The organism is Methylocella sp. (assembly GCF_044226135.1).
GTDB lineage: Bacteria > Pseudomonadota > Alphaproteobacteria > Rhizobiales > Beijerinckiaceae > Methylocapsa.
In genome coordinates this window covers 28,964-52,813 of record NZ_JBGAHM010000023.1, presented here as the reverse complement: position 1 = coordinate 52,813, position 23,850 = coordinate 28,964, and the positions used below count along the sequence as shown (strand labels likewise).

Sequence of the window (23,850 nt, the reverse complement as noted above, 5' to 3'; positions counted from 1 at the left end):
TTCGCGCAACATCGCCAGGAACGATCCCAGCGCGGGATTGCTGTTCGCCTCTCGCCAACAGGCCATGAATTTGACTTGGGTCGGACCGTCGTCGTGCAAGACCTCCCGGTAGACGACGCCTTCGTGACGCACGCCCGTCGCGCCCTCGAACATCAGGAGCGTTCCATAGTTCGCACTGACCAGGCTCAGCAGCCTGTCCAGTGACGAGTCCTGATGGACGATCTGCTGAGAGCCGACGGCATGACGAAGCTTCGCCGCGAGCAACCCCTCCAACTCCGGCCCAGGGCCTTGCTGTGGGACGAGAAACTTTTCGTCTGCGAGATCCGCCCAGCGAATTCTCGAATTCTGGCCAAGCGGATGATGCTGCGGGAAAGACACGATCACCCGTTCGCTCCAAAGCGGGAGCATCCGGCCATCCCAGGAGGTCGCATGGCCGGTCATGATCGCAATATCGACGGCGTTCCCGGCCAGAGCACAGAGCAGCCGATCCTGGCTGCCGTCGACGGTGCGCACATCCACATCCGGAAAGCGGCGATGGTATTCGACCAGCGTCGCGTGCATGTGTCCCGCTGACGGGGAGGCATGAACGCCAATTGTCAGGAGGCCGAGTTCACCACGGCTTCTGCTTTTGATCCGTCGGAGCTCCGTGTCCACGTCGTCGAGGATCCGTTTAGCGCTCGCGACGAACTCCAGTCCGACCGTGGTGAGGTGGGTGCCGCCATTCGTCCTTTCGAACAAGACCACGCCAAGCTGGCGCTCGATCTCGTGCAGCCGGCGGCTCAAGGTCGATTGGCGTATGTTCAGAGCTTCCGCCGCCTGCCGCAGGCTGCGGTGCTGTGATGTCACGACAGCCAAACGCAGATCACTAAGCTCTACATCCACACGACTCACTTCATCGGCCTGGACGGGCCGCCTTTCACAAACTTTGCCCCCTCCTGCGTCCCCCTCTGTGATCGACTCTACCTAAACAAATGTGTCGAGAGCTTGGTTCGATCCAATGTCTCAGGCCGGCAATGGATCGGTGCCGCGATCGAGCAAGGCCAGGTAGTCCGAATAGGCGTAAATCCGGCCACGCTGCCGTCCCGTGGTCTCGCGCACGACACCGATCTTGGCCAGATTTTCCAGCGCCGTGCTGGCGGTCGGGAAGGAGACCGCGAGTTTCTCGGAGACAGTCTGGATGGTTACGATCGGGCTGGCTTGAATCAATTCGTGGACCCGAAGCGCCGACGGCGCCGCGCGGCCGAGGCCGGCGATCTGCTGTCGGTGAGCATCGAACATGGCTATCAGATCGCGAGCCGTCGCGGAGGCTTGTTCCGCCGTCTCCGCGACGCCGGTCAGGAAGAACTCCATCCAGGTCTCCCACGTCCCGGCCTGGCGGACCTCCTGCAGGAGCCGGTAATAGTCGTCGCGCCGGGATTTCAGGAACAGGCTGAGATAGAGGATCGGCTCGCGCAGCACGCCCGCCTCGCACAGGATCAGCGTGATGAGCAGCCGACCCAGGCGCCCGTTGCCGTCGAGGAAGGGGTGGATCGTCTCGAACTGGACGTGGGCCAGGCCTGCCCGGATGAGCGGGGGCAGCGCCGCATCCTCGCTGTGCAGGAAGCGCTCCAGCGCATCGAGGCACTCGTCCAGCCGGTTCGGCGGCGGCGGCACGAACAGGGCGTTGCCGGGCCGGGTTCCGCCGATCCAGTTCTGCGAGCGGCGGAACTCGCCCGGTTGCTTCGCGGCGCCACGCCCCGATTTGAGCAGGATGGCGTGCATCTCGCGGATCAACCGGAGCGACAAAGGAAATCCGCCGCGCATGCGCGAAACGCCATGCTCGATCGCGGCGACGTAGTTCGAAACCTCGGTCACGTCGTCGAGTTCGACGGCCGGCGCCTCGTGATTTTCGAACAGCAGCAGATCTGACAGCGAGGATTGCGTCCCCTCGATCTGAGAGGACAGGAGGGCCTCCTTGCGGACGTACATGTAGAGGAACAAAGGCGTCGAGGGCAGGATCGTCGTCACGCCGTCGAGACGCCCGACCGCGGCAATGGCGCGTTCGTAGACCTGCATGAACCGTCCGAGTTCGAGTGGCGGATTCGGCGGCAGCGGGGCAGGCACATAGGCGCGCACGCGCTCGCCTCCCGCGCTCGTTTCGACATAGGCCCCGAGCCTTTGGTTCTCTCCGTTCGGCACACGCGATCCTTTAATTAGCCTAGTCGGATATTAAAGCATATCGCCATATAGCTTAATAGCTGGTGGGGCTAATTCAAGGCCGCCGGCATGAAGCTGCGTCCGCAGGCGCGGGCGGTTGGAAGCACGACAGGACGAGAAAGTGGGCTGGCTCGACATCTTCGAGCCCTCAGCCAACCTAATCCGACTGGCGCCACAAGGCGCACATCTAGGGAGGTTGGCGCACCCGACACGATTCGAACGTGTGGCCTCCACCTTCGGAGCAATTTGACCTAGCCATCCTAAATGCACGCTAGGGCACGCCATGCTACGACAACTACTTGAAACTCCTAGACTATCCAAATTTCCGGGCCGAAACGTCTATCCGAAAATTCGCTATGATATCCATCCGGCTGCTTCCGTGGTGCTTCCGTGGAAACAGCCTCTCCTGAGCGGGGAAGACGTCACATGGCTAAGCTGACCAAACGCATTGTGGACGCGGCGGGCGCTCGGGAAAAGGATTACTTCCTCTGGGACGACGAGCTGCCCGGCTTCGGGTTGCGCATCTTCGCCTCCGGCAAACGCAGCTACCTGATCCAGTATCGGGCGGCCGGGCGGACCCGCCGCTATACCATTGGCCTACATGGCGTGTGGACGCCGGAGACGGCCCGGCAGGAAGCGAAGGTCCAGCTCGGCCGGATCGCCAAGGGCGACAATCCGGCGGAGGAGCGGCAACTCGATCACCAGGCGATCACCGTCAAGGAACTCTGCCAACTCTATCTCAAGGACCTGGATGCCGGGCTCATCTTGGGAAAAGGCGGCCGATCGAAAAAGGCCGGCACGATTGTCAGCGACGTCGGCCGGATTCATCGGCACATCATCCCCCTTATCGGTAGCCGGCGGGTCAAGGATCTGGTGAAAGCCGACGTCGCCAAGGTGCTGAAGGACATCATGGCCGGCAAGACGCGCATCTCGGTCAAGACGAAGAAGCTGCGCGGAAAGTCCATCGTGCGCGGCGGCGCCGGAACCGCGACCCGCACCATTGGGCTGCTCGGCGGAATACTCACCTACGCCATGGAAGCCGGGATCATCACCGCGAACCCGGCGCATGGCATCCGCAAGCCCAAGGACAACGTGCGCGGGCGTCGGCTCACAGAGGTCGAATATCGCACCCTGGGTGAAATCCTGCGAAAGGCCGCCGAGAACGAGAAATATGCGATGACCGTCGAGATTATTCGCCAGATCGCACTGACCGGCTGCAGGCGAAGCGAGATCATCGGCCTCAAGTGGTCAGAGGCCGATACAGGAGCCAGTTGCCTGCGGCTGATCGACAGCAAAGAGGGAGCATCCATTCGCCCCATCGGCCTGCCTGTCGTCGAATATCTGGAGGAGCGGAGCAAGTCGCAGACCGGGAGCTACGTTTTCCCCGGCCCGCGCCCGGAGGACGGGGCGTTCGGCGGCTTCCCCAATCATTGGAAGCAGATTTTCAGAGGGTCGCCGATCGAGGACTTCACGCCGCACGTCCTGCGCCACAGCTTTGCCAGCATCGCCAACGATCTCGGCTTCACCGAAGTTACGATCGCGGCGCTTGTGGGTCACGCAAAAGGCTCCGTTACCAGCAAATACATCCATACCCTCGATACGGCGCTCATCATGGCGGCGGATACGATCTCTGGCTTCATTCAGGGCCTTCTCGACGGAAAGGCCTTCAAGCAGACCGCTTACGCTCTTGATCGGGATTCCCGGAAAGCGGCGCTGGCGCGCTTCCTGGAACAGGCCGCTAGCGGTGGAGCAGATGGGGAGGAACTATCCCTTGCGGCCTGACCAAACCCGGGAAGGGATTTCAGTTATTGCAGTTACGGGCCTGAAAGACTATATTGCCTGGTCAGGAGAACGCGCCATGGCCAGCCAAGTCGTCAAGTTCGCCGGTCTCTCAGACCGGGATCGCAAGAAGGTTTCGTCCCTGCCGATATTGGCGGACGGCGATCGCATCGAGCTGCGCGTCCGCCGTCGCGACGGCGAGGATCACACCCTGGCGCTGCCACCCGCTGCGGTCAGCGTCGTGGGGACGTTGCTGTCACGCCTTTTCAGCGGCGAGCGCGTTGCCGTTCTCGTCGAGGACCAGGAATTGAGCCCCACGGAGGCGTCCGTCATCCTCGGCATCTCGCGCCCGCTCGTCGTACACCGCATGGACATCGGCGACCTGCCGTTCCGCTATGTCGGCAAGCATCGTCGCGCACCTCTGAAAGGTGTGTTGGCGTTGAAGGCGAAGCTCGACGCGCAGCGCACCGCGACAGAGGCCTTGGCCGCCGACGCCGAAGATCTGCATCTCCAATATGGCGTCTAGCGTCGTTGTCGCGGTCTGCGATGCCTGCATCCTCTATCCATTCCACCTGAGGAACATCGTCGTGCAGGCGAGCGTCGATCGCTTGTTCGACGCCCGCTGGTCTGAACAGATCCACGGCGAGTGGATGCGCAACCTCCTCGCCAACGCGCCTGGCCTCACGCTCGATCGGCTCGAAGTCGCGAAGCGGCTCATGAACGTAGCGCTGCCGGCAGCAACGGTTGCGGGATATGAGAAGCATATCCCAACCATCACCTTGCCCGATGCAGACGATCGCCATGTCGTTGCGGCTGCGATCGAAGCCAAGGCCTCACATATCCTGACTTGGAACCTGCGCGATTTTCCAGCCGAAGCCCTGAAGTCGCACGGCCTGGTCTGCCAGACACCCGATGCTTTCCTGGCCGATATCTACGACCGGACGCCCCTGCTGGTGCTGGGGTCTCTCGCCCATGCCCGGCGAAATCTTTCGCGGTCTGCCATGTCCGCCGATGCGTTTCTCGACATGCTGCGCGATCAGAAGCTGACCCAGCTTCACAGTCGACTAAAGAATCATATCGGTGACCTCTGAGCGGTGAAAGACGACGCCTCCGGCGGCTTTTTGCAATCCGCGGATTGGGAATCTGGTCGCCGCCAATTGGGAGCCCCGGGAGAGGGAAAGTGCCTTTCCCGCGCTCAAATCTCTGCCCCGGTCTATATATCTACGACTTTGAAAATCAGACGCTCTTCGCTTTGGTATGACGAAGGATGATTTGCAGAAGAGCATCGGCAACGCGAGACCGATAGCCCTGACTATGCCGGAGAACGTGAAACTCGCGCTGTGGCAACTTGAACGGGACACGGTGCAGAAGGCCGTTTTCGATGCTCGCAGCCACTACCGACGCTGAAAGCGCCGTCGCACCCAGCCCTGCCTCAACGGCGGCTCGGACGGCTTCGTTTGAAGGCAGTTCCATGGAAACACGCAATCGCTGGGCTACTACACCAGCATTTTCAAGCGCGTGCTCGAATGCCGACCTGGTCCCAGAACCCGGTTCCCGCAGCACCCATTCGCTCTCAACGAGGTCGTCCGCATTCGGCGCTTTGCCCGCGGCCCAGGGATGTTCGTCACCGACGACAAGGATCATCTGGTCGAAAGCAACACGCGTGCTGGAGAGTTTATCCCGCTCGACCACCCCTTCAACGAAGCCCAGTTCGACGGCGCCGGTTTCCACAGCTTCCGCAACCTGGGCCGTATTTCCAACCGACAATCGGATATCGAGCCCCGGATAGGCTCGACGAAATGCGACAAGGTGCCGAGGCAGCCAATAGCTCGCAATTGTCTGGCTGGCCTGCACCGTGAGCGTTCCGCGATCAAGGCTCCCAAACTCGCTCAGGGTCAGTTCGGCGCGATCAACCCGCGCCAGGATCGCCTGAGCTTCGGCAAGAAATACCGTGCCCGCCTCCGTCAATTCGATCCGGCGTCCCACCCGATCAAAAAGTCGCGCGTTGTGCCTTGCTTCGAGTGCTGCGATCGCATGGCTGGCGGCCGACTGGGCGAGATTCAGCGCTCGGGCCGCCTGCGTCACGTGCTGCCGCTCCGCGACCGCTACGAAAATCCGGAGTTGCTCAAGCGTCACGACCAGCCACCTCATCCAATCTAAAATCAAGATTATATGCAGGCATAACATCTATTGGATGGATTGTTCAAGAAGGCATACCTTCCTCGTGAACTTGGAAACACGAGAGATGGAGGGCGCCATGACCATCACGCTTCGGAAAGCTGACCTTATTTTTGATACCTCTGCGCCGATCGCGCAGCGGCCAGTCTTGGAGGCCGTTGAACTGAAGATACCAAGACCAGCACTTCTGCCCGATACCAGCGTCCACCCCGTCGCGGTTGCTATCCCGGTTGCAACGGCTGCCTGGTTTGTCGCTGTTGCATGGTGTGCGTTCGGCGGCGGCGAAGCGTCGTTGGTTCTCGCGGTCATTACGTTCTTCTGCGTCATTTTCTTCGGACTCTTCGTCGGCGGCGCCGCGCTTGGACGCGACATGACCCCCGAGCGCGCACACGGGCGCACGTTCCGGAAATTTCTCGATGGGAATGTCGATATCGCCACGGGCCGAATTACCGGACGGGAAGCGCTTTGGCAGATTGCGGCCATGCCGATCGCCCTGGGTGTCGGCTTTACCGTCATCGCGCTGATAGCGGTCGTTACTCGCTAAACGACGCTGGAGTGCGTCGCTCACGATCAATCTTATTTCAAGATTGCTATAAACTATAACATCTATTGGAATGATTGGTCTGGCCGGCCTATCTCTTTAGTCAGAGATCGCGCCTCACCCAAAAGAGGTCAGACATGACATATATTCATAAGCAGTTCGCGCCGGCCAAGGACACCAGCGTCAAGTCGTTCGCGGAGATCGTCCGCAACTTCACGCCGAATTGGTTCGCGGCGACAATGGGGACTGGAGCACTTGCCCTCGTTTTGAACCAATTCCCGATGCCGTTGCCCGGCGTGCATATGGTGGCGGAGGCTCTCTGGCTCTTCAATATCGGGCTCTTCTCGCTCTTCAGCCTGCTTTATGCGGCGCGCTGGGCCTGTTATTTTGACGAGGCCAAGCGGATCTTCCACCACCCGGTGATGTCGATGTTCTTCGGCACTATTCCGATGGGTCTTGCGACCATCGTGAACGGCTTCATCGCCTTCGGGCCGGCGATGCTGGGGCCACAGGCGATCGCCATAGCCCACGCCTTGTGGTGGCTCGACGCGGCCTTGTCGGCGGTCTGCGGTATCGCCGTGCCGTATCTGATGTTCACGCGCCAGGAGCACAGCATCGAGAAGCTTACCGCGGTGTGGCTCCTGCCCATCGTGGCCTGCGAAGTCGCTGCGGCGAGTGCCGGTTTGCTGGCGCCGCACCTGGCGGCGCAGGAAGGCTTGCTCGTGTTGGTGCTGGGCTATGTACTGTGGGCGTGCTCGGTCCCGCTCGCGATGAGCATTCTTGTCTTGCTGGTCTTGCGATTGGCCCTGCATAAGCTGCCTGAGCGCGACATGGGCGTTTCCGCGTGGCTCGCGCTCGGCCCGATCGGCACGGGGGCGCTCGGTCTGCTGCTGCTTGGCGGCGACGCGCCTGCCATATTTGCTGCGAACGGCCACGCCAATATCGGCGACACCGCATTAGGCTTCGGCGTCATTGGCGGCATCATACTCTGGGGTTACGGCGTGTGGTGGCTCGCCCTCGCGGTGCTCAAGACCCTGCGCTATCTCCGGGAAGGTCTTCCGTTCAACCTCGGTTGGTGGGGCTTCACCTTTCCGCTCGCAGTCTACACGCTTGCGACGTTCGCGCTTTATCGGGCCACTGGTCTTAACCTGTTCGCCATCGGCGCAGATGTCATGACGATCGGGTTGGCATCGCTCTGGATCATGGTGGCCAGCCGCACGCTCAATGGCGTCATAACGACCGAACTCTTCAATTCCCCCTGCCTGAAGCATCCTCGTTGGGCAGCGCGCTTCGAAACTGATGTCGTCTGAAATCCGGGTGTTCCTGGCAGGTTGTCGGAATCGAGGTCGCAACGATCGCTGAGCCACCGTCAACACGCCGAGAACGAGCAAAGCCGCTTCGGAGCCCAGAGCGGAAATGAGCGAAACTGTCCCGGATGTGGCGGGGCATGAGCGAAGTCGTCAGCTTGTCGGCTTGGCCCGATTCAATAGTTTCTATGAAACCCAAATAGGAAAATGAAAAAAATAAGAAGTGCGCCATCCATATCGCGAAGAAGAGTTTTCTTTGGTCGCGCTCTTCTCTCTCAACTCGGCAATACGAACTGAAGGAGTCTCCAATGCGGAGAAAGTACATTAATTTGATCGTGGCTCTGGCAGTGCCTCTGGTCTTGGCGACACCCGTCATGGCTCATGAAATCCCTGATCCATCGATCGTTCACAATGCGCGCGACGGCGTTGTGAGACTCTACGGGGCCGGTGGGCCGGATACGGCTTTCAAGAAGGTTGCCGAGGTCTTTACCAGAGAGACAGGCATCAAGGTCGAGGTCGTCGGCGGCCCCGAACCCACCTGGTCAAAGAAGGCGCAGGCCGATGCTGACATCCTTTGGGGGACGGCCGAGGAAGACATCACGGCGCTCCTCGAAACCTACAAGGATTTCGCCTGGAACGACGTGACGCCGATCTACGTGCGTCCGGCTATCATCGCCGTAAAGAAGGGTAATCCCAAGCATATCCGCGGTTTTGACGATCTGCTCAACGACGGAGTGAAGATCGTCGTCACGGAGGGAGCCGGCGTCGCCAACACCTCCGGCACGGGAACATGGGAGGACGTCGCGGGTCGCGAAGGCCGGCTCGCGGACATCGCCCGGTTCCGCAAGAACATCGTCGGCTTCGGCAAGGGTAGCGGTCCCAGCTACAAGATGTTCGTCGAGAAGGGCGCGGATGCGTGGATCACCTGGCCGGACTGGCCGATCACCCATCCCGATGCCGCTGAAATCGTCAAGCTGTCTAAAAACCGCACCATCTGGCGCGACGTGAACGTCGTGCTTGCCCATGACGCCGATCCGCAGGCCAAGCAATTCCTGGATTTCCTCACCAGCGAGCGAGGCGCAGCCATCATGAAGACCGAAGGCTGGGTGCGCTGAGGCCATAAGGCACCCTCCGGTCTCGTGCGGCGCACCAGCCCATCATCAGTCGATTTGAATATCGCAAAACCAAGGAGCGGCACCATGCTTCCAGCAAAGCGCATCACAGTGACCGGAGCGGCCGGCCAGATTTGTTATTCCCTCCTGTTTCGTCTTGCCAACGGTGATCTGTTTGGCCCGGCGCAACCGATCATTCTTCAGCTGCTGGACCTCCCACAGGCGCAAGCCGCTGTGCGCGGTGTGGTCATGGAACTCGAAGACTGCGCATTCCCGCTTCTCACCGACATCATCGTGACAGACGATCCGGTCGTTGCATTCAAGGATACTGACGCAGCCTTTCTGGTGGGGTCGCGCCCCCGCGCGAAAGGCATGGAACGACGCGATCTGCTTGCCGCCAATGCAGACATTTTCCGCGTTCAGGGGAAAGCTCTGGATCAAGCAGCATGTCGGGACGCGCGTGTTGTCGTGGTGGGCAACCCGGCAAACACCAATGCCGCAATTCTCGCTGCGAACGCTCCCGGTTTCCCCACCGAGAATATCACCTCGATGATCCGGCTCGATCACAATCGGGCGGCGTCGCAACTGGCCGCGAAGGCTGGCCTGCCTGTCAGCGATGTCGAACGCATCGTTGTCTGGGGCAACCACTCGCCCACCATGTTCGCCGACTGGCGCTTCGCCACGGCAAATGGCCAGCACCTGCCGGACATCATCGCCGATGAAACATGGCATCGAGATACCTTCATCCCAAAAGTCGCTCAACGCGGCACCGCGATCATCGAAGCGCGCGGAGCCTCTTCGGCGGCGTCGGCGGCCAACGCAGCCATCGATCACATGCGCGACTGGATCGTGGGGACGGACGGGCGCTGGGTGTCCATGGGGATTGCCTCGGACGGCAGCTACGGCATCCCGAAAGGAATCGTTTGCGGTGTGCCCGTCACCTGCGCGGACGGCAAATACCAGCGGGTCGAAGGACTTCCCGTCAATGCCTTCGCGCGCACGATGATCGACCATACCTGCGACGAACTGAAGTCCGAGCTGGCAGCGATTTCCTAGGGTCCAGACTCATAACCAGTAGCTGACAGTCGCAGCGATGTGGACGGCGGCGAGGAAATTCGCGGCGCTTCTGTCGTACCGCGTTGCGACGCGCCGAAAGTCCTTCAACCGGCAGAACATCCGCTCGATGGCGTTCCGGTTTCGGTAAAGGACTGGCGAAAAGCAGTTTTTCCATTTCCGGCTGGCCTTGGGTGGGATGTTCGGCATCGCGCCGCGATCCTCGACCTGGCGGCGGATGGCGTTGGCGTCATAACCTTTGTCGGCGTGGAGAATGTCGCAGACGGGAAGCTGTGTGAGCAACGCCGCGCCAGCGGTGCAATCGGCGACATGCCCGCCGCTCAGTATGAACGCCAGCGGGCGACACAGGGCATCGGTCAGCGCGTGGATTTTCGTCGTTCGCCCACCCCGCGAGCGACCAACCGCCTGATTTTTCTCCCCCCTTTACCGCCTGCGGCCGAGCGATGCGCCTTGACCGCCGAACTGTCGATCAGAACCTCGGCCGGTGGCCCGCCCGCTTGCGCAAGAGCTTGAAACAAGGCCGTCCACACGCCCTTTTCCGCCCACCGGACGAAGCGATTGTAGAGCGTCTTCCTCGGTCCATATTCCTGCGGCGCGTCGATCCATCGACCGCCAGATTTCAGAACTTGAACGATCCCGCTGATCACGCGGCGATCATCCACCCGCCGCTTGCCGCGCGTGTTTGTCGGCAGATGCGGCTCGATCTTTGAAAATTGTTCGTCCGTCAGCCAGAACTGATCCCGATTCATCGACGCTTCCTTTCGGAAGCCGTGAATCACAAACCGCTGATCACGCCAACCATTTTATGGGTCCAGACCCTAGGCCCTCCATAGAGCTTGGTTTACGTGGAATAGTCCGGCGCGACATGATGGCGTCCCACCGGCTGCTCCCATTGGCTCAGCCAGCCGGCTGAAGAGACCAGGCCGCCGCATGGCGCATGGCAAAGTCACGGAAACTGGTCGCAGGACGACCTGTGACTTTTTCCACATCGCCATTGGGCGTCGCGCCGTTCCCGGAGATGATCGTTCCAGTCAGCCAGCGAAGCATCACTGCATAGTCGGCAGGCACAAAGCCTGCTTCGACCGCGCCATTGATCCAGGCATCCGCGTCGATGTCGGCATGGACGATGGGGCGGCCGACGGCGCTGCTGACGATCTCGGCGACTTCGGCCACCGTGAGCGCCTCGGGGCCGGTCGGCGAATAGAGCGCCCCGGCATGAGCCTCCGGATCGATCAACGTTTCGATTGCGACCGCCGCGATATCGTGTGCATCGACAAAGGCTTCCTTCTGACCGCCGGTGGGTACGATGAAGGCGTCGCCGATAAGCGGCAGATGCTGATCGCTGAAATTCTGCATGACCCACGCCGGACGCAGAATGGAGTGGCTGAAGGCGGTGCGCCGGGCGAGTTCGCGTTCGACGGCGTAGATTTCGATCTCCGCCGGCGCCTTGTCGCTAGCGTAGGCGCTCAGATACGTCACATGGCGCACTCCGGCTGCCGTCGCGAGGTCGAAGAATTCGGCGACCTGATGAACAAACTTCGTCCGGCCGACAGGCGTCACGAGATACACCCGATCTGCCCCGGCCAACGCGGGACCATATGTCGCCACATCATCCCAATCGAACTTCACGTCCGCGCCGCTGCGCGCTGCCGTCCGCGCATGCAAGCCGCGCTCGGCGAGGCCCTGCGCCACCAGCGCCCCGCTTCGGCCCGTTCCCCCTAGCACAAGTACGGCTGGCGGCAGCGCGCTCGACTTCTGGATATCCTCATTCTGGTTCGGCATCTGAGCCTCCTTGCTCATATAGATTTGCTTACCACTTGAGAGCAACATATATATGAGAAGCTAATTGCAGAGAAGAAGGCACTTTCACTTCAGCTACTAACGTCGAGGTAAGCTATGAGAAAAACCAGCAAACCAGCGCCGCTTGATCCCGCAGCGATCTGCAAAAGTTCCGACCCGATGGCGGTGCGCGAGCTGCTCACCAAGATCGGGGATAAATGGACGATCTTCGTAATTCTCTCGCTCGACCTCCTGGGTGGTCGCGCACGATTTTCCGAGCTCGAACGATCGATTCCCGGGATCTCGCAGCGAATGCTGTCGACCACTCTGAAGAATCTGGAGCGCGATGGATTGGTCATCCGAGAGCTGTTTCCCGAAGTGCCGCCCCGCGTGGAATATGAGATCACCCGCATGGGGAAGAGCCTGCTTGGCCCGACCCAAGGCTTGGTCGATTGGGCCAAAGAGCATTGGGAGACTGTTAGAAAAGCGCAGTCGAAATTTGATGAAAGATAATGCGACGCCAGCCTGTCGAGTATCATACCAAAACGGATTTTCGGGATACTCGATCGGCATCTGAGCCGAGCAATCAACTGTGGCCGGCTGGATCAGGCCGCGCAGCAGCGCGAGGCTGTCTTTGACCTACACTTCAAGAAATATCCATCGCCATGCGTCTGAACCATAGCAGATGGCGCACCCGACACGATTCGAACGTGTGGCCTTCGCCTTCGGAGGGCGACGCTCTATCCAGCTGAGCTACGGGTGCCTGCCTGACGACCGTCTTAGCCGATTTTTCGTCCCCGCGCCAAGCGGGATCGCGTCGTTCGCCGCATGATTTTCCCTGGGTCGGCGATTTTTGGCGCGTTTCGCCGGCGCGAGACCATACCGTTGCGCAGGGGCGCAGGCACGCTCTGGCGGCCGGGGTCCGTCCGAACGGCGCGTCATGAACCTCAGGCGAAAGCGTTCCGCCCGCGGAATTGCCCTCCCCCAGCCCGTCAACGCAAGGCCTGACCGGCTCACGGCTTGACCGGCTCAAGGCCTGGGCCGTCAGCCGCGGCGCGGTTCGAAGTGACGCGCCGCATGATTGACGCCGCGTCTTGAGCGGGCCGCAGATCAGAGATTTGGAGAGAAAATAAAGGCTCCGCCTGCGCGCCCGCCAGCAATTGCCGCGTCGCAAAAACGCGCTTGCAGCATAAATCAGCGCGCCGACAAGAACCGACGCCGATTTTTGATTGCGCGCGTAAAGTTGAGAAAGATCAGTGCAGGGAGGGAGCCAGCGCCTCGTGTCTCAGCTTCGTGATTTCGTCTTTAAGCTGCAGTTTACGGCGTTTGAGTTCGGCGAGCTTCAGTTCGTCAGTCGCAGGGCGCATCAGGGCTTTTTCGATCTCCCGTTCGAGCGTTTCATGACGTTGCTCGAGGGCCGTCAGATGATTTTCGATCGACATGCAGAACTCCTTGTTGAAGTCTTCGCACCTTGGCAGTCTGCCACAGGATTTTGGTTTCGCGAAGGGCTTCGCAAGGACTTCGTGTAAATTTCATATTCTTCAGGCGGCGAATGCGAGGTTTGACGCCGCCGCCCCCCGCCTCGCTTTTCCGGCGCCGGCCCATTGACGCCGACGCGCGCCATGGCCCAAAAATCTCGCCTCGCGTCTGCGGAGCGCAAGCCCCGGGACGTTTCTGCTTGAACCAATCGGCCCGGCGGGGCCCGGAGCGTCGACATTCATGGCCGAAAAGCTGAGCGAGGAGGAGCGCAAGTCCTGGATGGCCGAGCTTGAGCACGCGCGCCAGGAGCATCGCGACCTTGACGCCGCCATCGAGGCCCTGCTCCATCGCGGCGCCGCCGACCAGCTTCAGATTCAGCGGCTCAAGAAGCGCAAGCTCGCCCTGCGCGACCGCGTCACCTTCATCGAAGACATGCTGACGCCCGACATCATCGCCTGAGCCTCAGCCTTCCTTTCGCACCCGCGCCAGCACGAACAGGCCGAACGGCGCAAGCGGCCGGCGCTCGACGAGCCGCGCCCCCGGCCTGTTCGCGATCCAGCCGCCGAGCGTCTCCCACGGAAACTCCGGCTTCCAGCCGAGCTGCGCGCTGCGCTTGCCGAGCTGGCGCTCGATCAGGGCGAGCGGCCCCGAGTCCGCCCCGAAATGATTGACGAGCACGAGTTCGCCGCCAGGCTTCGTCACCCGCCAGATCTCGTCGAGCATGGCGTGCGGGTCCGGCACCACGGTCAGCACATAGGGCGCGACGGCGGCGTCGAAGCTTGCGTCCGGAAAGGCGAGGCGCGTCGCGTCCATGACCAGCAGGCCCTCGACATTGGCGAGGCGCTCCGCCCTCACGCGCGCCCGCGCGCGCGCCAGCATCGGCTCCGAGAGGTCGACGCCGACGAGGCGCGTCGCCCGGTCGAACATCGGCAGTTCGAGCCCCGTGCCGACGCCGACGTCGAGCACGCGCCCGCCCGGCCGGCTCGCGGCCGCCGCCGCGGCGCGCCGGCCCGGCCGCATGACGAGGGCGAAGGCGAGGTCGTAGACGGGCGCCCAGCGCGCATAGGAGGCGGCGACATGGCTGTTGTCGGTCAGCGCGCCGGCGCGCGCGGGGGCGTCAGTCTTGGAAAATTCCCGGCCGCTCACGAGGCTCCTCCGATCAACCCGCGCCGCGCGCGAAAAGGCGCGGCAAGCTTTAGGGGCGAACGAAGCGTTTGATAAGGGCCTTTCAGGCTCCGGCCGGCGCTTCGGCGCCCGCGGCCGACGCAAAGGCGGCGTATTCTGCGGCGGGCTCGGTCGCGGCGATGAATCCGCCGCCGAGCACGCGGGCGCGGGGCGCGTCGGAGTCATAAAAGACGCAGGCCTGGCCCGGCGAGACGCCGTCTTCGTCTTCGGCGAAGGCGACGACGCAGGCGCCGTCGGCGACGATGAGGCGCGCCTGCGTCGGCGGCCGCGACGAGCGCACGCGCGCCCAGACCGGCAGGCCCTCGGCCGGGAGGTCGGAAAGCTCGCCCTCGCCGATCCAGTTGACGTCGCGCAGGCGGGCACGCCGCGTCGCGAGCGCCGCGCGCGGCCCGACGATCACCCGGGCGCGGGCGGCGTCGAGCCGCACCACGAAGAGCGGCTCGCCCGGACGTCCGCCGCCAAGGCCAAGGCCGCGCCTCTGGCCGATGGTGTAATGGATGACGCCGGCGTGGCGGCCGAGCACGCGGCCGTCGACATGGACGATGTCTCCCGGCGCGGCCGCGCCGGGAGAGAGGCGCTCGATCATGTCGGCGTAGCGCCCGTCGGGCACGAAGCAGATGTCCTGGCTGTCGGCCTTGTCGGCGACGATGAGGCCGAAGCGGCGGGCGTGGGCGCGCGTCTCGGCCTTGGTCATGTCGCCGAGCGGAAAGCGCAGCAGGGCGAGCTGGCGGCGCGTGGTGGCGAACAGGAAATAGCTCTGGTCGCGCGCCGCGTCGACGGCGCGGCGCAGGCTGCGCGCGCCGTTTTCGTCGGCTTCGGTCGCGACGTAATGGCCGGTCGCCAGCACGTCGGCGCCAAGGTCGAGCGCGGTCTCGAACAGGTCGGCGAATTTGATCTCGCTGTTGCACGAGACGCAGGGAATCGGCGTCTCGCCCGTGGCGTAGCTGTGCGAGAAGGGATTGATCACCTTTTCGCGGAAGCGCTCCTCATAGTCGAGCACGTAATGGGGGAAGCCGAGCCGCGCCGCGACCGCGCGCGCGTCATGGATGTCCTGCCCGGCGCAGCAGGCGCCCTTGCGATGGATCGCCTCGCCATGGTCGTAGAGCTGCAGCGTCACGCCGATGACGTCATAGCCCTCCTCCTTCATGAGGGCGGCGACGACCGACGAATCGACCCCGCCCGACATGGCGACGACGACGCGCGTCTCGGCCGGCGGCTTCGGCAGGCCGAGCGAGTTGAGGTTTGCGTGCGCGCGCGCGTCAGGCCCGGGCGCCGCGGGCGAAACGGAAACTGCGTGCGTCTCGCTCAAGGTCATGATCGCCGTCGCTGCTCGCCCGCGCCTTCGGCCCGGACCGTCCGGGCTCCAGAGGCCTGGCGGCCCGGGGCCGCCGCGCGGCGCCCTCGCGGCCCCGCGTTAACAATGAGATAAACGTTCCGCGCGGACGGCGCAACGGCGCGGGGCGCGCGTCGTCCAACAATAGATTTATTGCAAACAAAGACGCGGCGCCGGCGCATGCCCCGTTCGCGCCGGCGCCCCAGCGTAACGTCAAGATCGTTCCAAGTTGAAACGGGAATGGCGCGGGCGCGGGCCCGATATGCTTCAAAAGCGCCTAGTAATCAGAAATCATTAACAAAATAACGGCTGCGACTTAGGCGTTTCTTAAAACAAGGCGCCTATCGTCGCGTCGTTCCGTCGTCCGCCAGAAGAGTCGAAGTTCATGGCCGAACCGAGCCGCGCCCGCTCCAAATATGTCATCGGCCCCGACGGCAGCCCGCTGACGCTCGCCGACCTGCCGCCGGCGACCACCAAGCGCTGGGTCATCCGCCGCAAGGCGGAGGTTGTCGCCGCGGTGCGCGGCGGGCTTCTTTCCCTCGAAGACGCCTGCGCCCGCTACGCCCTGACGGTCGACGAGTTCCTGTCGTGGCAGATGTCGATCGACCAGCACGGGCTCGCCGGGCTGCGCACCACCCGCATCCAGCAATATCGCATCTGACGCGCCTTATCGCGTCCAGGCGTCTTGCCCGCCCTCAAAAATGCTCGGGCGCCTTTTCCGCTTCCGCCCCCTCGAGCTTGTGGCGCATGACGAAAGGCGTCTGGGCGAGGGTGAAGGCGAAGACCAGAATCAGAAGTCCCGGGAATTTGAACATCACCCAGACGTCGGTCGTCTGGGTGCGCCAGACGATTTCGTTCAGCCCCGCGAGCGCCAGGAAGAACAGCGCCCAGCGCCAGGTCAGGAGCCGCCAGCCGCGCTCGGTCAGGCTCAGCGCATGGTCGAACAGGATCGGCAGCACGGGACGCCCGACCGCGAGCCCGGCGAGCAGCGCCGCCGCGAAACAGACGTAAAGGATCGTCGGCTTCATCTTGATGAAGGTGGCGTCGTGCAGATAGAGGGTCAGCGCGCCGAAGGCCACGGCGAGGCCCGCCGTGATCAGCGGCACGGTGGGAATGCGCCGCGTCAGCGCCCACGAGACGGCGAGCGCCGCCAGAACCGCCGCGACCAGCACGAAGGTCGCCGTGAACAGCCCGGCCTGCTCGCCTTCGAGCAGCGCCTCCGGAACGACCAGCGCCGCAAGCCCGTGGAACAGCTGCGGCCGGGCGTTGGCCAGCACGAACAGCAGCAGCGGGCCGATCTCGAGCGTGAGCTTCAGCCAGGGCGCCGGCGGGTCCGCCCGCCGGTCCGCCTGCCCCTGCCCCTGCTCCGGGGCGACGGCCACGCCCGGTTGATCCGACGTTTCATTCATGCGCTGGGCGTCCGCTTGAGCTTCGTTGGGCCCTGCTTTTAGCGCCTCGCCGCAAAAATTGCAGGCGCGATTTTCAGCCCGGCCGCCCGGCCGCGCATCCGGCGACCAAGGACCGCGCGCCGCTTGAGCGCGCTTTTCGTCCGAAATTGCGGGCGCCGCGCCGGCGCCGGCGCGCCAAGAAATCAGGCGTGCTTGAGAAAAATGAGCTGGCCGATGGTCAGCAGGATCTCGGCGACGATCAGGATGACGATGGTCGCCTCGAGCCGTGTGGCGCGGTCGGCGTCGAGGATGTCGGTCAGGATGCGCGCCGTGCCGACGATCATGTCGAGCTTGCGCGTCAGGGCGCCGGCGCGCTCGCGCAGCTCATATTCGTCCTCGAGCCGCGCATAGAGGCGCTCGAGGTCGGGCCGGTCCCAGAGCACGTCGGGCTTCTCCTCGACGGCGACGCGCCCCGAAACGCGATGCTGCGCGATCAGGGTCTCGCCGATCAGCTTCAGCATGGAGCGCCGGCGCCAGGGCGCGCGGCCGCTTTTGGCGAGGCTCGCGGCGAAGGGCTCGACCACGTCGAACACGGCGTTGACCTCGCGCTCGTCGCGCCCCAGCGAGACGCTTTTCGCCAGCGCGTCGCAGACGACCAGCATGCGCTCGGGCGACTCGTCGCGCAGCTCGATCGGCCCGTCGGGCTCGACCCGGTCGTCGCCGCCCGGCGCGATGGCGAGAATCGCCGTCTCGTCGTCGACGTGCTCGTGCTGGCCGAAGACGCGCAGCTTGACGAGATTCAAAACGTCGTCTTCTTCGAGCGGCGACAGGCCGATCATGACGGCGACGCCGAAGCGGTAGAGCGCGACGAAACCGTCGCTCCCGGCCCTGAAGGCGAGCGGATTGGTCGAAAAGGCGTCGGCGCGTTCGAGGCCGGCGGAGTCGAGGCGGTCGCCGAGCAGAAGGGCGCGCGCGGTGAGGCGCCGGACGACGGCGGGAGCGGAGGCTGTCATGCGACGAGCCTGACCGGCGACGGAGGTTTGCGCAAGTCGCGGGGGCGAAGGGTCATGCGTCCGTTCTTAAGGCGCCTTCATGACGTTTCATCTGATTTGTGAAAATCCGTTGACCGCCGCGCGGCGCCGGGCTATAGGCAGCCGGAGCTTTTCCTGAGGCTGGACTCTTGGATTCTTCCCTTATCGTATCCTGCGCGCCGGGCCTGGAACGGAGATAGCTCCGCTTCTTCCGCCGGCGCGCGTCCGAGGCCCTTCAGGGGCCTTTTTTATTGCCCGCGCCCCGGCCCCGCGGACCCGGCCGGCGCCGCGGCGAGCCTGACCGGGCCGCAGACGCCGCGGTTCGCGGTCCGCATTCTGGAGACGAGCATGTCCAATCTGATGACCGGCGCCGAAATGGTCGTGGCCGCCCTCAAGGACCAGGGCGTCGACACGCTGTTCGGCTACCCGGGCGGCGCCGTGCTGCCGATCTACGACGCGCTGTTCCATCAGAACGAGATCGTCCATGTGCTGGTCCGCCACGAGCAGGGCGCGGCCCATGCGGCGGAAGGCTATGCGCGCTCCTCGGGCAAGGTCGGCGTGCTGCTCGTGACCTCGGGCCCCGGCGCCACCAACGCCATCACCGGCCTCACCGACGCGCTGATGGATTCGATCCCGCTCGTCTGCATCACGGGCCAGGTGCCGACGCATCTGATCGGCTCCGACGCGTTCCAGGAATGCGACACGGTCGGCATCACGCGCCATTGCACCAAGCACAATTATCTTGTCCGCACGATCGAGGATCTGCCGCGCATCCTGCACGAGGCCTTCTATGTCGCGCAGAACGGCCGCCCCGGCCCGGTCGTGATCGACATTCCGAAGGACGTGCAGTTCGCCACGGGCGATTATTTCGGCCCCGAGCGCATCGAGCACAAGACGTACAAGCCGCGCCTCGAAGGCGACGTCGACAAGATCGAGCACGCCGTCTCGCTCATGCTGGCGGCGAGGCGGCCGATCTTCTACACCGGCGGCGGCGTGATCAATTCGGGCCCCGACGCCTCGCGCCTGCTGCGCGAGCTCGTCGCCCTCACCGGCTTTCCGATCACCTCGACCCTGATGGGGCTCGGCGCCTATCCGGCGTCCGGCGACAAATGGCTCGGCATGCTCGGCATGCACGGCTCCTATGAGGCGAACAACGCCATGCACGACTGCGACCTGATGATCGCCGTCGGCTCGCGCTTCGACGACCGCATCACCGGCCGGCTCGACGCCTTCTCGCCGGGCTCGAAGAAGATCCATGTCGACATCGACCCGTCCTCGATCAACAAGAACGTCAAGATCGACCTCGCCATCGTCGGCGACTGCGCCCATGTGCTGCGCCAGACGCTCGAGGCGTTTCGCGCCCGCGGCGAGCGGCCCGACGCCGAGGCGCTCGAACCCTGGTTCAACCAGATCGAGGCCTGGCGCGCGCGCAAGTCTTTCTCGTACCGGGGTTCGTCGAGCGTCATCAAGCCGCAATACGCGATCGAGCGCCTCTACCAGCTGAGCAAGGGGCGCAAGACCTTCATCACCACCGAGGTCGGCCAGCACCAGATGTGGGCGGCGCAGCATTACCATTTCGAGGAGCCGAACCGCTGGATGACGTCGGGCGGCCTCGGCACCATGGGCTACGGCCTGCCGGCGGCGATCGGCGCGCAGCTCGCGAACCCCGACGCGCTGGTGGTGGACATCGCCGGCGAGGCCTCGATCCTGATGAACATCCAGGAGCTGTCGACCGCGCTGCAGTACCGCCTGCCGGTCAAGGTGTTCATCCTCAACAATGAATATATGGGCATGGTGCGCCAGTGGCAGGAGCTGCTGCATGGCGGGCGCCTGTCGCACAGCTATTCCGAGGCCCTGCCCGACTTCGTCAAGCTCGCCGAGGCCTATGGCCTCCAGGGCATGCGCTGCTCCGACCCGGCGAGCCTCGACGACGCCATCCGCGAGATGATCGACTCGCCGCGCGCCGTGGTGTTCGACTGCCTCGTCGACAAGACCGAGAACTGCCTGCCGATGATCCCCTCGGGCAAGGCCCACAATGAAATGCTGCTGCCCGATCAGGACGACATCGAATCCGTGATCGACGCCTCCGGCCGCATGCTGGTGTAAAGAGACATGAACGCCGTGACCACCTCCCCTCCCGCGCCCGCCGCGCCGCTCTCGCCCTATTCCTCGTCGGCCGGCAAGGCCAATGTGGAGACCCATACGCTGTCCGTGCTGGTCGACAACGAGCCGGGCGTGCTCGCCCGCGTCGTCGGCCTTTTTTCCGGCCGCGGCTACAACATCGAGAGCCTGACGGTGGCCGAGGTGGCGCAGAGCGAGCACCTCTCGCGCATCACCATCGTCACCACCGGCGCGCCTCCCGCCATCGAGCAGATCGGCCACCAGCTCGACCGTCTCGTGCCGGTGCACAAGGTGACCGACCTCACCCTGCGCGGCGATTCGGTCGAGCGCGAGCTCGCCATGATCAAGGTCGCCGGCCGCGGCCCCGACCGCGAGGAGGCGCTGCGCCTTGCGGAGGCCTTCCGCGCCCGCGTCGTCGACGCCTCGATCGACAGCTTCGTGTTCGAGCTCACCGGCGCAGCCTCGAAGATCAACCAGTTCGTCGGGCTCATGAAGCCGATCGGCCTCGTCGAGGTCTCGCGCACCGGCGTCGCCGCCATCTCGCGCGGGCCGCAGCCGATGTGAGCGCGGCCCGCGCCCTATCCCCCTTCAACGGCGCCGCGCGAGAACCCGCGCGGCGCGTCAACGCGAAAGCCGCCGAAGCGCGGCGGGACCTGAAAGAAAGCACAGCCTCCATGCGCGTGTATTATGATCGTGACGCCGACCTCAACCTGATCAAGTCGAAGAAGGTCGCCATCGTCGGCTACGGCAGCCAGGGCCATGCGCATGCGCTGAACCTGCGCGATTCCGGCGTCAGGGACGTCGTCGTCGCGCTGCGCGAAGGCTCCCCCACCGCCGAGAAGGCGAAGGGCGAAGGGCTTGAGGTCAAGAGCGTCGCGGACGCCGCCAAATGGGCCGACGTGGTGATGATGCTCACCCCGGACGAGCTGCAGGGCGACATTTACGCCAGGGACCTCGCGCCGAACCTCAAGCAGGGCGCGGCGCTGCTGTTCGCGCACGGCCTCAACGTGCATTTCAACCTGATCGAGCCGCGCAAGGACCTCGACGTGCTGATGGTCGCCCCCAAGGGCCCGGGCCACACCGTGCGCTCTGAATACAAGCGCGGCGGCGGCGTGCCCTGCCTCATCGCCGTGGCGCAGGACGCGACCGGCGCGGCCCATGACCTCGCGCTCTCCTACGCCTCGGCCATCGGCGGCGGGCGCGCCGGCATCATCGAGACCTCCTTCCGCGAGGAATGCGAGACCGATCTTTTCGGCGAGCAGGTGGTGCTCTGCGGCGGCCTCGTCGAGCTGATCCGCAACGGCTTCGAGACCCTGGTCGAGGCGGGCTACGCCCCCGAGATGGCCTATTTCGAATGCCTGCACGAGGTGAAGCTGATCGTCGACCTGATTTATGAAGGCGGCATCGCCAACATGAATTACTCGATCTCGAACACCGCCGAATATGGCGAATATGTCACCGGCCCGCGCATCGTCACCCCCGCCACCAAGGCCGAGATGAAGCGCGTGCTCGACGACATCCAGTCCGGCAAGTTCACGCGCGACTGGATGCTCGAGAACAAGGTCAACCAGACCTCGTTCAAGGCCACGCGCGCGAAAGCCGCGGCCCATCCGATCGAGGAGGTCGGCGCGAAGCTGCGCGCGATGATGCCGTGGATCGGCGCCAACAAGCTCGTCGACAAGGCGAAGAACTGAGTTTTCGGGGGCGGGCCGCCGGCGCGGCGCACGCCCCCGGCCGCCGCCGCCGGGCGTCGCGTCGCCGCGACGCCTTCGCGTCTTGTCCGGACCGTCAGAATCCTGTCCGCTAAAGTCAAGCCGCAGGGTCGTCGGCATGCTAGGGGCGCTGGCCTGTCCAACCTCCCCTTCCTGCTCAAGCCCAGGGAATGTTCCCCATGCCGACACGCCGCGCCGTCTCTCTCGGCGGCCTCAGCCTCGTCGCCGCCGGCTCCGTCTCCGAAGCCTTCGCCTTCGACGGGCCCGTGGCCGATTTCGTCGAGCACACCCAGGAATTCGCCGACGCCGTCGACGCCTATGTCTATGGCTATCCGCTCGTCACCCTGGAGATGACCCGCAGGGTCATGACCAACGTCGCCGCGCCGGAGGCGCTGAAGGCGCCGATGGGAACCCTCCTCAAGGCGCGCGAATACCCAAGCGCCAAATTCCGCGACGTCACCGCCCCCAACGCCGACACGCTCTATACGACCGCCTTCTTCGAGGTCGGCGACGAGCCGTGGATCGTCGCCCTGCCCGAGATGAACGGGCGCTATGCGCTGTTCCCGATGCTCGACGGCTGGACCAATGTGTTCTCGGCCCCCGGCAAGCGCACCACCGGCACGGGGCCGCAGACCTACGCCGTCGTCGGCCCGGACTGGAAGGGCGAGCTGCCGCAGGGCGTCGTCAAGGTGCGCTCGCCGACGAGCCTCGTCTGGCTGCTCGGCCGCATCTACTGCACGGGCACGCCTGAGGATTACAAGGCCGTCCATGCGCTGCAGGACCAGATCAAGATTTATCCGCTCAGCGCCTGGGGCAAGGCCTGGACGCCGCCCGCCGGCAAGGTCGATCCGTCGATCGACATGAAGACGGCGGTGCGCGAGCAGGTCAACGCCTTTGACGCCGTCGACTATTTCACGCTGCTCGCCGAGCTCATGAAGACCAACCCCCCGGCGAAAGCCGACGGGCCGATGCTCGAGAAGCTCGCCGACGTCGGGATCGTCCCCGGCAAGGATTTCGACAAAAGCAAATTCGATCCGGTCCTCGCCAAGCGCATCCCCAAGGTCGCGCAGGACCGCATCATGCTGCATTTCAAGTTCAGCGACGGCGACATGAAGGAGAGCGCCGGCTGGGCCTATACGCTCAAGACCGGCCGCTACGGGACCGACTATCTGCAGCGCGCGCTCGTCACCGTGATCGGCCTTGGCGCCAATCTGCCGCAGGACGCCGTCTATCCGGTCTCGCAGCGCGCGGGCGAGGGCGTTCTCGCCCGCGCCTATCAGGGCTCTGAAAAATACGTCATGACCTTCAAAAAGGGCATGTCGCCGCCGGCGAAGGGCTTCTGGTCGCTGACCATGTATGACGATAAATATTTCTTCGTCGAGAACCCGATCGACCGCTATTCGATCAGCCCGCGACAGGATCTGAAGGCCAACGCCGACGGCTCGGTCGACCTGCTGATCCAGAATGAGTCGCCTGGCCCCGACAAGGAGTCGAACTGGCTGCCCGCGCCCAAGGGCAAGTTCATCCTGATGCTGCGGCTCTACTGGCCGAGCGAGAGTGATCCGACGATCCTGAACGGCAGCTGGACGCCGCCGGCGGTCAGGCGGGTCTGAGCCTCCTTCGCGTCGCCCGGGC

General features: G+C 64.0%; 24 protein-coding genes and 1 tRNA gene. 14 read left to right on the top strand and 11 right to left on the bottom strand.

Features of this window, described 5'->3' with window-relative positions; genetic code table 11:
* The coding region (locus ACILRB_RS10900; protein ID WP_395666317.1) for a LysR substrate-binding domain-containing protein at positions 1-882 on the bottom strand (882 nt) is incomplete at its 3' end.
* 120 nt (positions 883-1,002) lie between these two features.
* Positions 1,003-2,178, bottom strand: a complete 1,176-nt coding sequence (locus ACILRB_RS10895) for a Fic family protein (protein WP_395666316.1) — start codon at positions 2,176-2,178, stop codon at positions 1,003-1,005.
* Between the two features lie 444 nt (positions 2,179-2,622).
* On the opposite strand from ACILRB_RS10895, the gene ACILRB_RS10890 reads away from it, so the two are divergent.
* From ACILRB_RS10890 to ACILRB_RS10880, 3 genes are all read left to right on the top strand, one after another.
* Positions 2,623-3,978, top strand: coding sequence for a tyrosine-type recombinase/integrase (locus ACILRB_RS10890; RefSeq protein ID WP_395666315.1), 1,356 nt, complete (start codon positions 2,623-2,625; stop codon positions 3,976-3,978).
* Positions 3,979-4,054: 76 nt separating this feature from the next.
* Positions 4,055-4,501 carry a DNA-binding protein gene (locus tag ACILRB_RS10885; protein ID WP_395666314.1) on the top strand — a complete coding sequence of 149 codons (447 nt, stop codon included), beginning with the start codon at positions 4,055-4,057 and terminating at the stop codon, positions 4,499-4,501.
* Complete coding sequence (locus ACILRB_RS10880; protein WP_395666313.1) at positions 4,491-5,066, top strand: PIN domain-containing protein; 576 nt, start codon at positions 4,491-4,493, stop codon at positions 5,064-5,066. Before ACILRB_RS10885 ends, ACILRB_RS10880 begins: the two co-directional genes overlap by 11 nt.
* A gap of 145 nt (positions 5,067-5,211) precedes the next feature.
* Here the strand turns inward: ACILRB_RS10880 and ACILRB_RS10875 are convergent, their stop codons facing one another.
* The gene (locus ACILRB_RS10875) at positions 5,212-6,111 is read right to left on the bottom strand and encodes a LysR family transcriptional regulator (RefSeq protein ID WP_395666319.1); all 900 of its coding nucleotides are present in this window, start codon (positions 6,109-6,111) and stop codon (positions 5,212-5,214) included.
* A 121-nt stretch (positions 6,112-6,232) separates the two neighbouring features.
* Between ACILRB_RS10875 and ACILRB_RS10870 the strand changes: the two genes are divergently transcribed.
* The 4 genes from ACILRB_RS10870 (at position 6,233) to ACILRB_RS10855 (ending at position 10,169) form a co-directional block, all read left to right on the top strand.
* Entirely contained in the window at positions 6,233-6,697 is a 465-nt protein-coding gene (locus tag ACILRB_RS10870; RefSeq protein WP_395666312.1) for a hypothetical protein, read from the top strand.
* A 134-nt stretch (positions 6,698-6,831) separates the two neighbouring features.
* Positions 6,832-8,004 carry a TDT family transporter gene (locus tag ACILRB_RS10865; RefSeq protein WP_395666311.1) on the top strand — a complete coding sequence of 391 codons (1,173 nt, stop codon included), beginning with the start codon at positions 6,832-6,834 and terminating at the stop codon, positions 8,002-8,004.
* A gap of 371 nt (positions 8,005-8,375) precedes the next feature.
* The gene (locus tag ACILRB_RS10860) at positions 8,376-9,116 is read left to right on the top strand and encodes an extracellular solute-binding protein (protein ID WP_395666310.1); all 741 of its coding nucleotides are present in this window, start codon (positions 8,376-8,378) and stop codon (positions 9,114-9,116) included.
* An 84-nt stretch (positions 9,117-9,200) separates the two neighbouring features.
* Positions 9,201-10,169: a malate dehydrogenase gene (locus ACILRB_RS10855; protein WP_395666309.1), complete on the top strand. Its 969-nt coding sequence runs from the start codon at positions 9,201-9,203 to the stop codon at positions 10,167-10,169.
* 9 nt (positions 10,170-10,178) lie between these two features.
* On the opposite strand, the gene ACILRB_RS10850 is transcribed toward ACILRB_RS10855, so the two are convergent.
* Both ACILRB_RS10850 and ACILRB_RS10845 read right to left on the bottom strand, forming a co-directional pair.
* Positions 10,179-10,936 (bottom strand): IS5 family transposase gene (locus ACILRB_RS10850; protein WP_395666308.1). Its coding sequence is split into 2 segments (ribosomal slippage): positions 10,179-10,597 and positions 10,597-10,936, totalling 759 coding nucleotides; the frame shifts between segments, so codons are not numbered across the junction.
* Between the two features lie 148 nt (positions 10,937-11,084).
* Complete coding sequence (locus tag ACILRB_RS10845; RefSeq protein WP_395666307.1) at positions 11,085-11,969, bottom strand: NmrA family NAD(P)-binding protein; 885 nt, start codon at positions 11,967-11,969, stop codon at positions 11,085-11,087.
* A 114-nt stretch (positions 11,970-12,083) separates the two neighbouring features.
* Here ACILRB_RS10845 and ACILRB_RS10840 point away from each other — a divergent pair, with 114 nt between their 5' ends.
* Complete coding sequence (locus ACILRB_RS10840; RefSeq protein ID WP_395666306.1) at positions 12,084-12,479, top strand: winged helix-turn-helix transcriptional regulator; 396 nt, start codon at positions 12,084-12,086, stop codon at positions 12,477-12,479.
* Positions 12,480-12,652: 173 nt separating this feature from the next.
* Here the strand turns inward: ACILRB_RS10840 and ACILRB_RS10835 are convergent.
* A tRNA-Arg gene (locus ACILRB_RS10835) sits at positions 12,653-12,729 on the bottom strand.
* Between the two features lie 490 nt (positions 12,730-13,219).
* Positions 13,220-13,408, bottom strand: a complete 189-nt coding sequence (locus ACILRB_RS10830) for a YdcH family protein (protein WP_395666305.1) — start codon at positions 13,406-13,408, stop codon at positions 13,220-13,222.
* A gap of 277 nt (positions 13,409-13,685) precedes the next feature.
* On the opposite strand from ACILRB_RS10830, the gene ACILRB_RS10825 reads away from it, so the two are divergent.
* Positions 13,686-13,904 carry a YdcH family protein gene (locus ACILRB_RS10825; RefSeq protein WP_395666304.1) on the top strand — a complete coding sequence of 73 codons (219 nt, stop codon included), beginning with the start codon at positions 13,686-13,688 and terminating at the stop codon, positions 13,902-13,904.
* Between the two features lie 3 nt (positions 13,905-13,907).
* Here the strand turns inward: ACILRB_RS10825 and ACILRB_RS10820 are convergent, their stop codons facing one another.
* The gene (locus ACILRB_RS10820) at positions 13,908-14,591 is read right to left on the bottom strand and encodes a class I SAM-dependent methyltransferase (protein WP_395666303.1); all 684 of its coding nucleotides are present in this window, start codon (positions 14,589-14,591) and stop codon (positions 13,908-13,910) included.
* A gap of 82 nt (positions 14,592-14,673) precedes the next feature.
* Positions 14,674-15,855: a tRNA 2-thiouridine(34) synthase MnmA gene (gene mnmA / locus ACILRB_RS10815; protein WP_395666318.1), complete on the bottom strand. Its 1,182-nt coding sequence runs from the start codon at positions 15,853-15,855 to the stop codon at positions 14,674-14,676.
* A gap of 493 nt (positions 15,856-16,348) precedes the next feature.
* On the opposite strand from mnmA, the gene ACILRB_RS10810 reads away from it, so the two are divergent.
* Positions 16,349-16,624, top strand: coding sequence for a DUF1153 domain-containing protein (locus ACILRB_RS10810; RefSeq protein ID WP_395666302.1), 276 nt, complete (start codon positions 16,349-16,351; stop codon positions 16,622-16,624).
* Between the two features lie 34 nt (positions 16,625-16,658).
* On the opposite strand, the gene ACILRB_RS10805 is transcribed toward ACILRB_RS10810, so the two are convergent.
* Positions 16,659-17,372: a septation protein A gene (locus ACILRB_RS10805; RefSeq protein WP_395666301.1), complete on the bottom strand. Its 714-nt coding sequence runs from the start codon at positions 17,370-17,372 to the stop codon at positions 16,659-16,661.
* A 182-nt stretch (positions 17,373-17,554) separates the two neighbouring features.
* Positions 17,555-18,364 (bottom strand): RMD1 family protein, encoded by an 810-nt coding sequence (locus ACILRB_RS10800; RefSeq protein WP_395666300.1) that lies wholly within the window; start codon positions 18,362-18,364, stop codon positions 17,555-17,557.
* 366 nt (positions 18,365-18,730) lie between these two features.
* Between ACILRB_RS10800 and ACILRB_RS10795 the strand changes: the two genes are divergently transcribed.
* The 4 genes from ACILRB_RS10795 (at position 18,731) to ACILRB_RS10780 (ending at position 23,828) form a co-directional block, all read left to right on the top strand.
* Positions 18,731-20,488, top strand: a complete 1,758-nt coding sequence (locus ACILRB_RS10795) for an acetolactate synthase 3 large subunit (protein ID WP_395666299.1) — start codon at positions 18,731-18,733, stop codon at positions 20,486-20,488.
* A gap of 6 nt (positions 20,489-20,494) precedes the next feature.
* Positions 20,495-21,067, top strand: a complete 573-nt coding sequence (gene ilvN, locus ACILRB_RS10790; RefSeq protein ID WP_395666298.1) for an acetolactate synthase small subunit — start codon at positions 20,495-20,497, stop codon at positions 21,065-21,067.
* 110 nt (positions 21,068-21,177) lie between these two features.
* Positions 21,178-22,197 (top strand): ketol-acid reductoisomerase, encoded by a 1,020-nt coding sequence (ilvC, locus tag ACILRB_RS10785; protein WP_395666297.1) that lies wholly within the window; start codon positions 21,178-21,180, stop codon positions 22,195-22,197.
* Between the two features lie 197 nt (positions 22,198-22,394).
* Positions 22,395-23,828, top strand: a complete 1,434-nt coding sequence (locus ACILRB_RS10780; RefSeq protein ID WP_395666296.1) for a DUF1254 domain-containing protein — start codon at positions 22,395-22,397, stop codon at positions 23,826-23,828.
* The last annotated feature ends 22 nt before the right edge of the window (positions 23,829-23,850 follow it).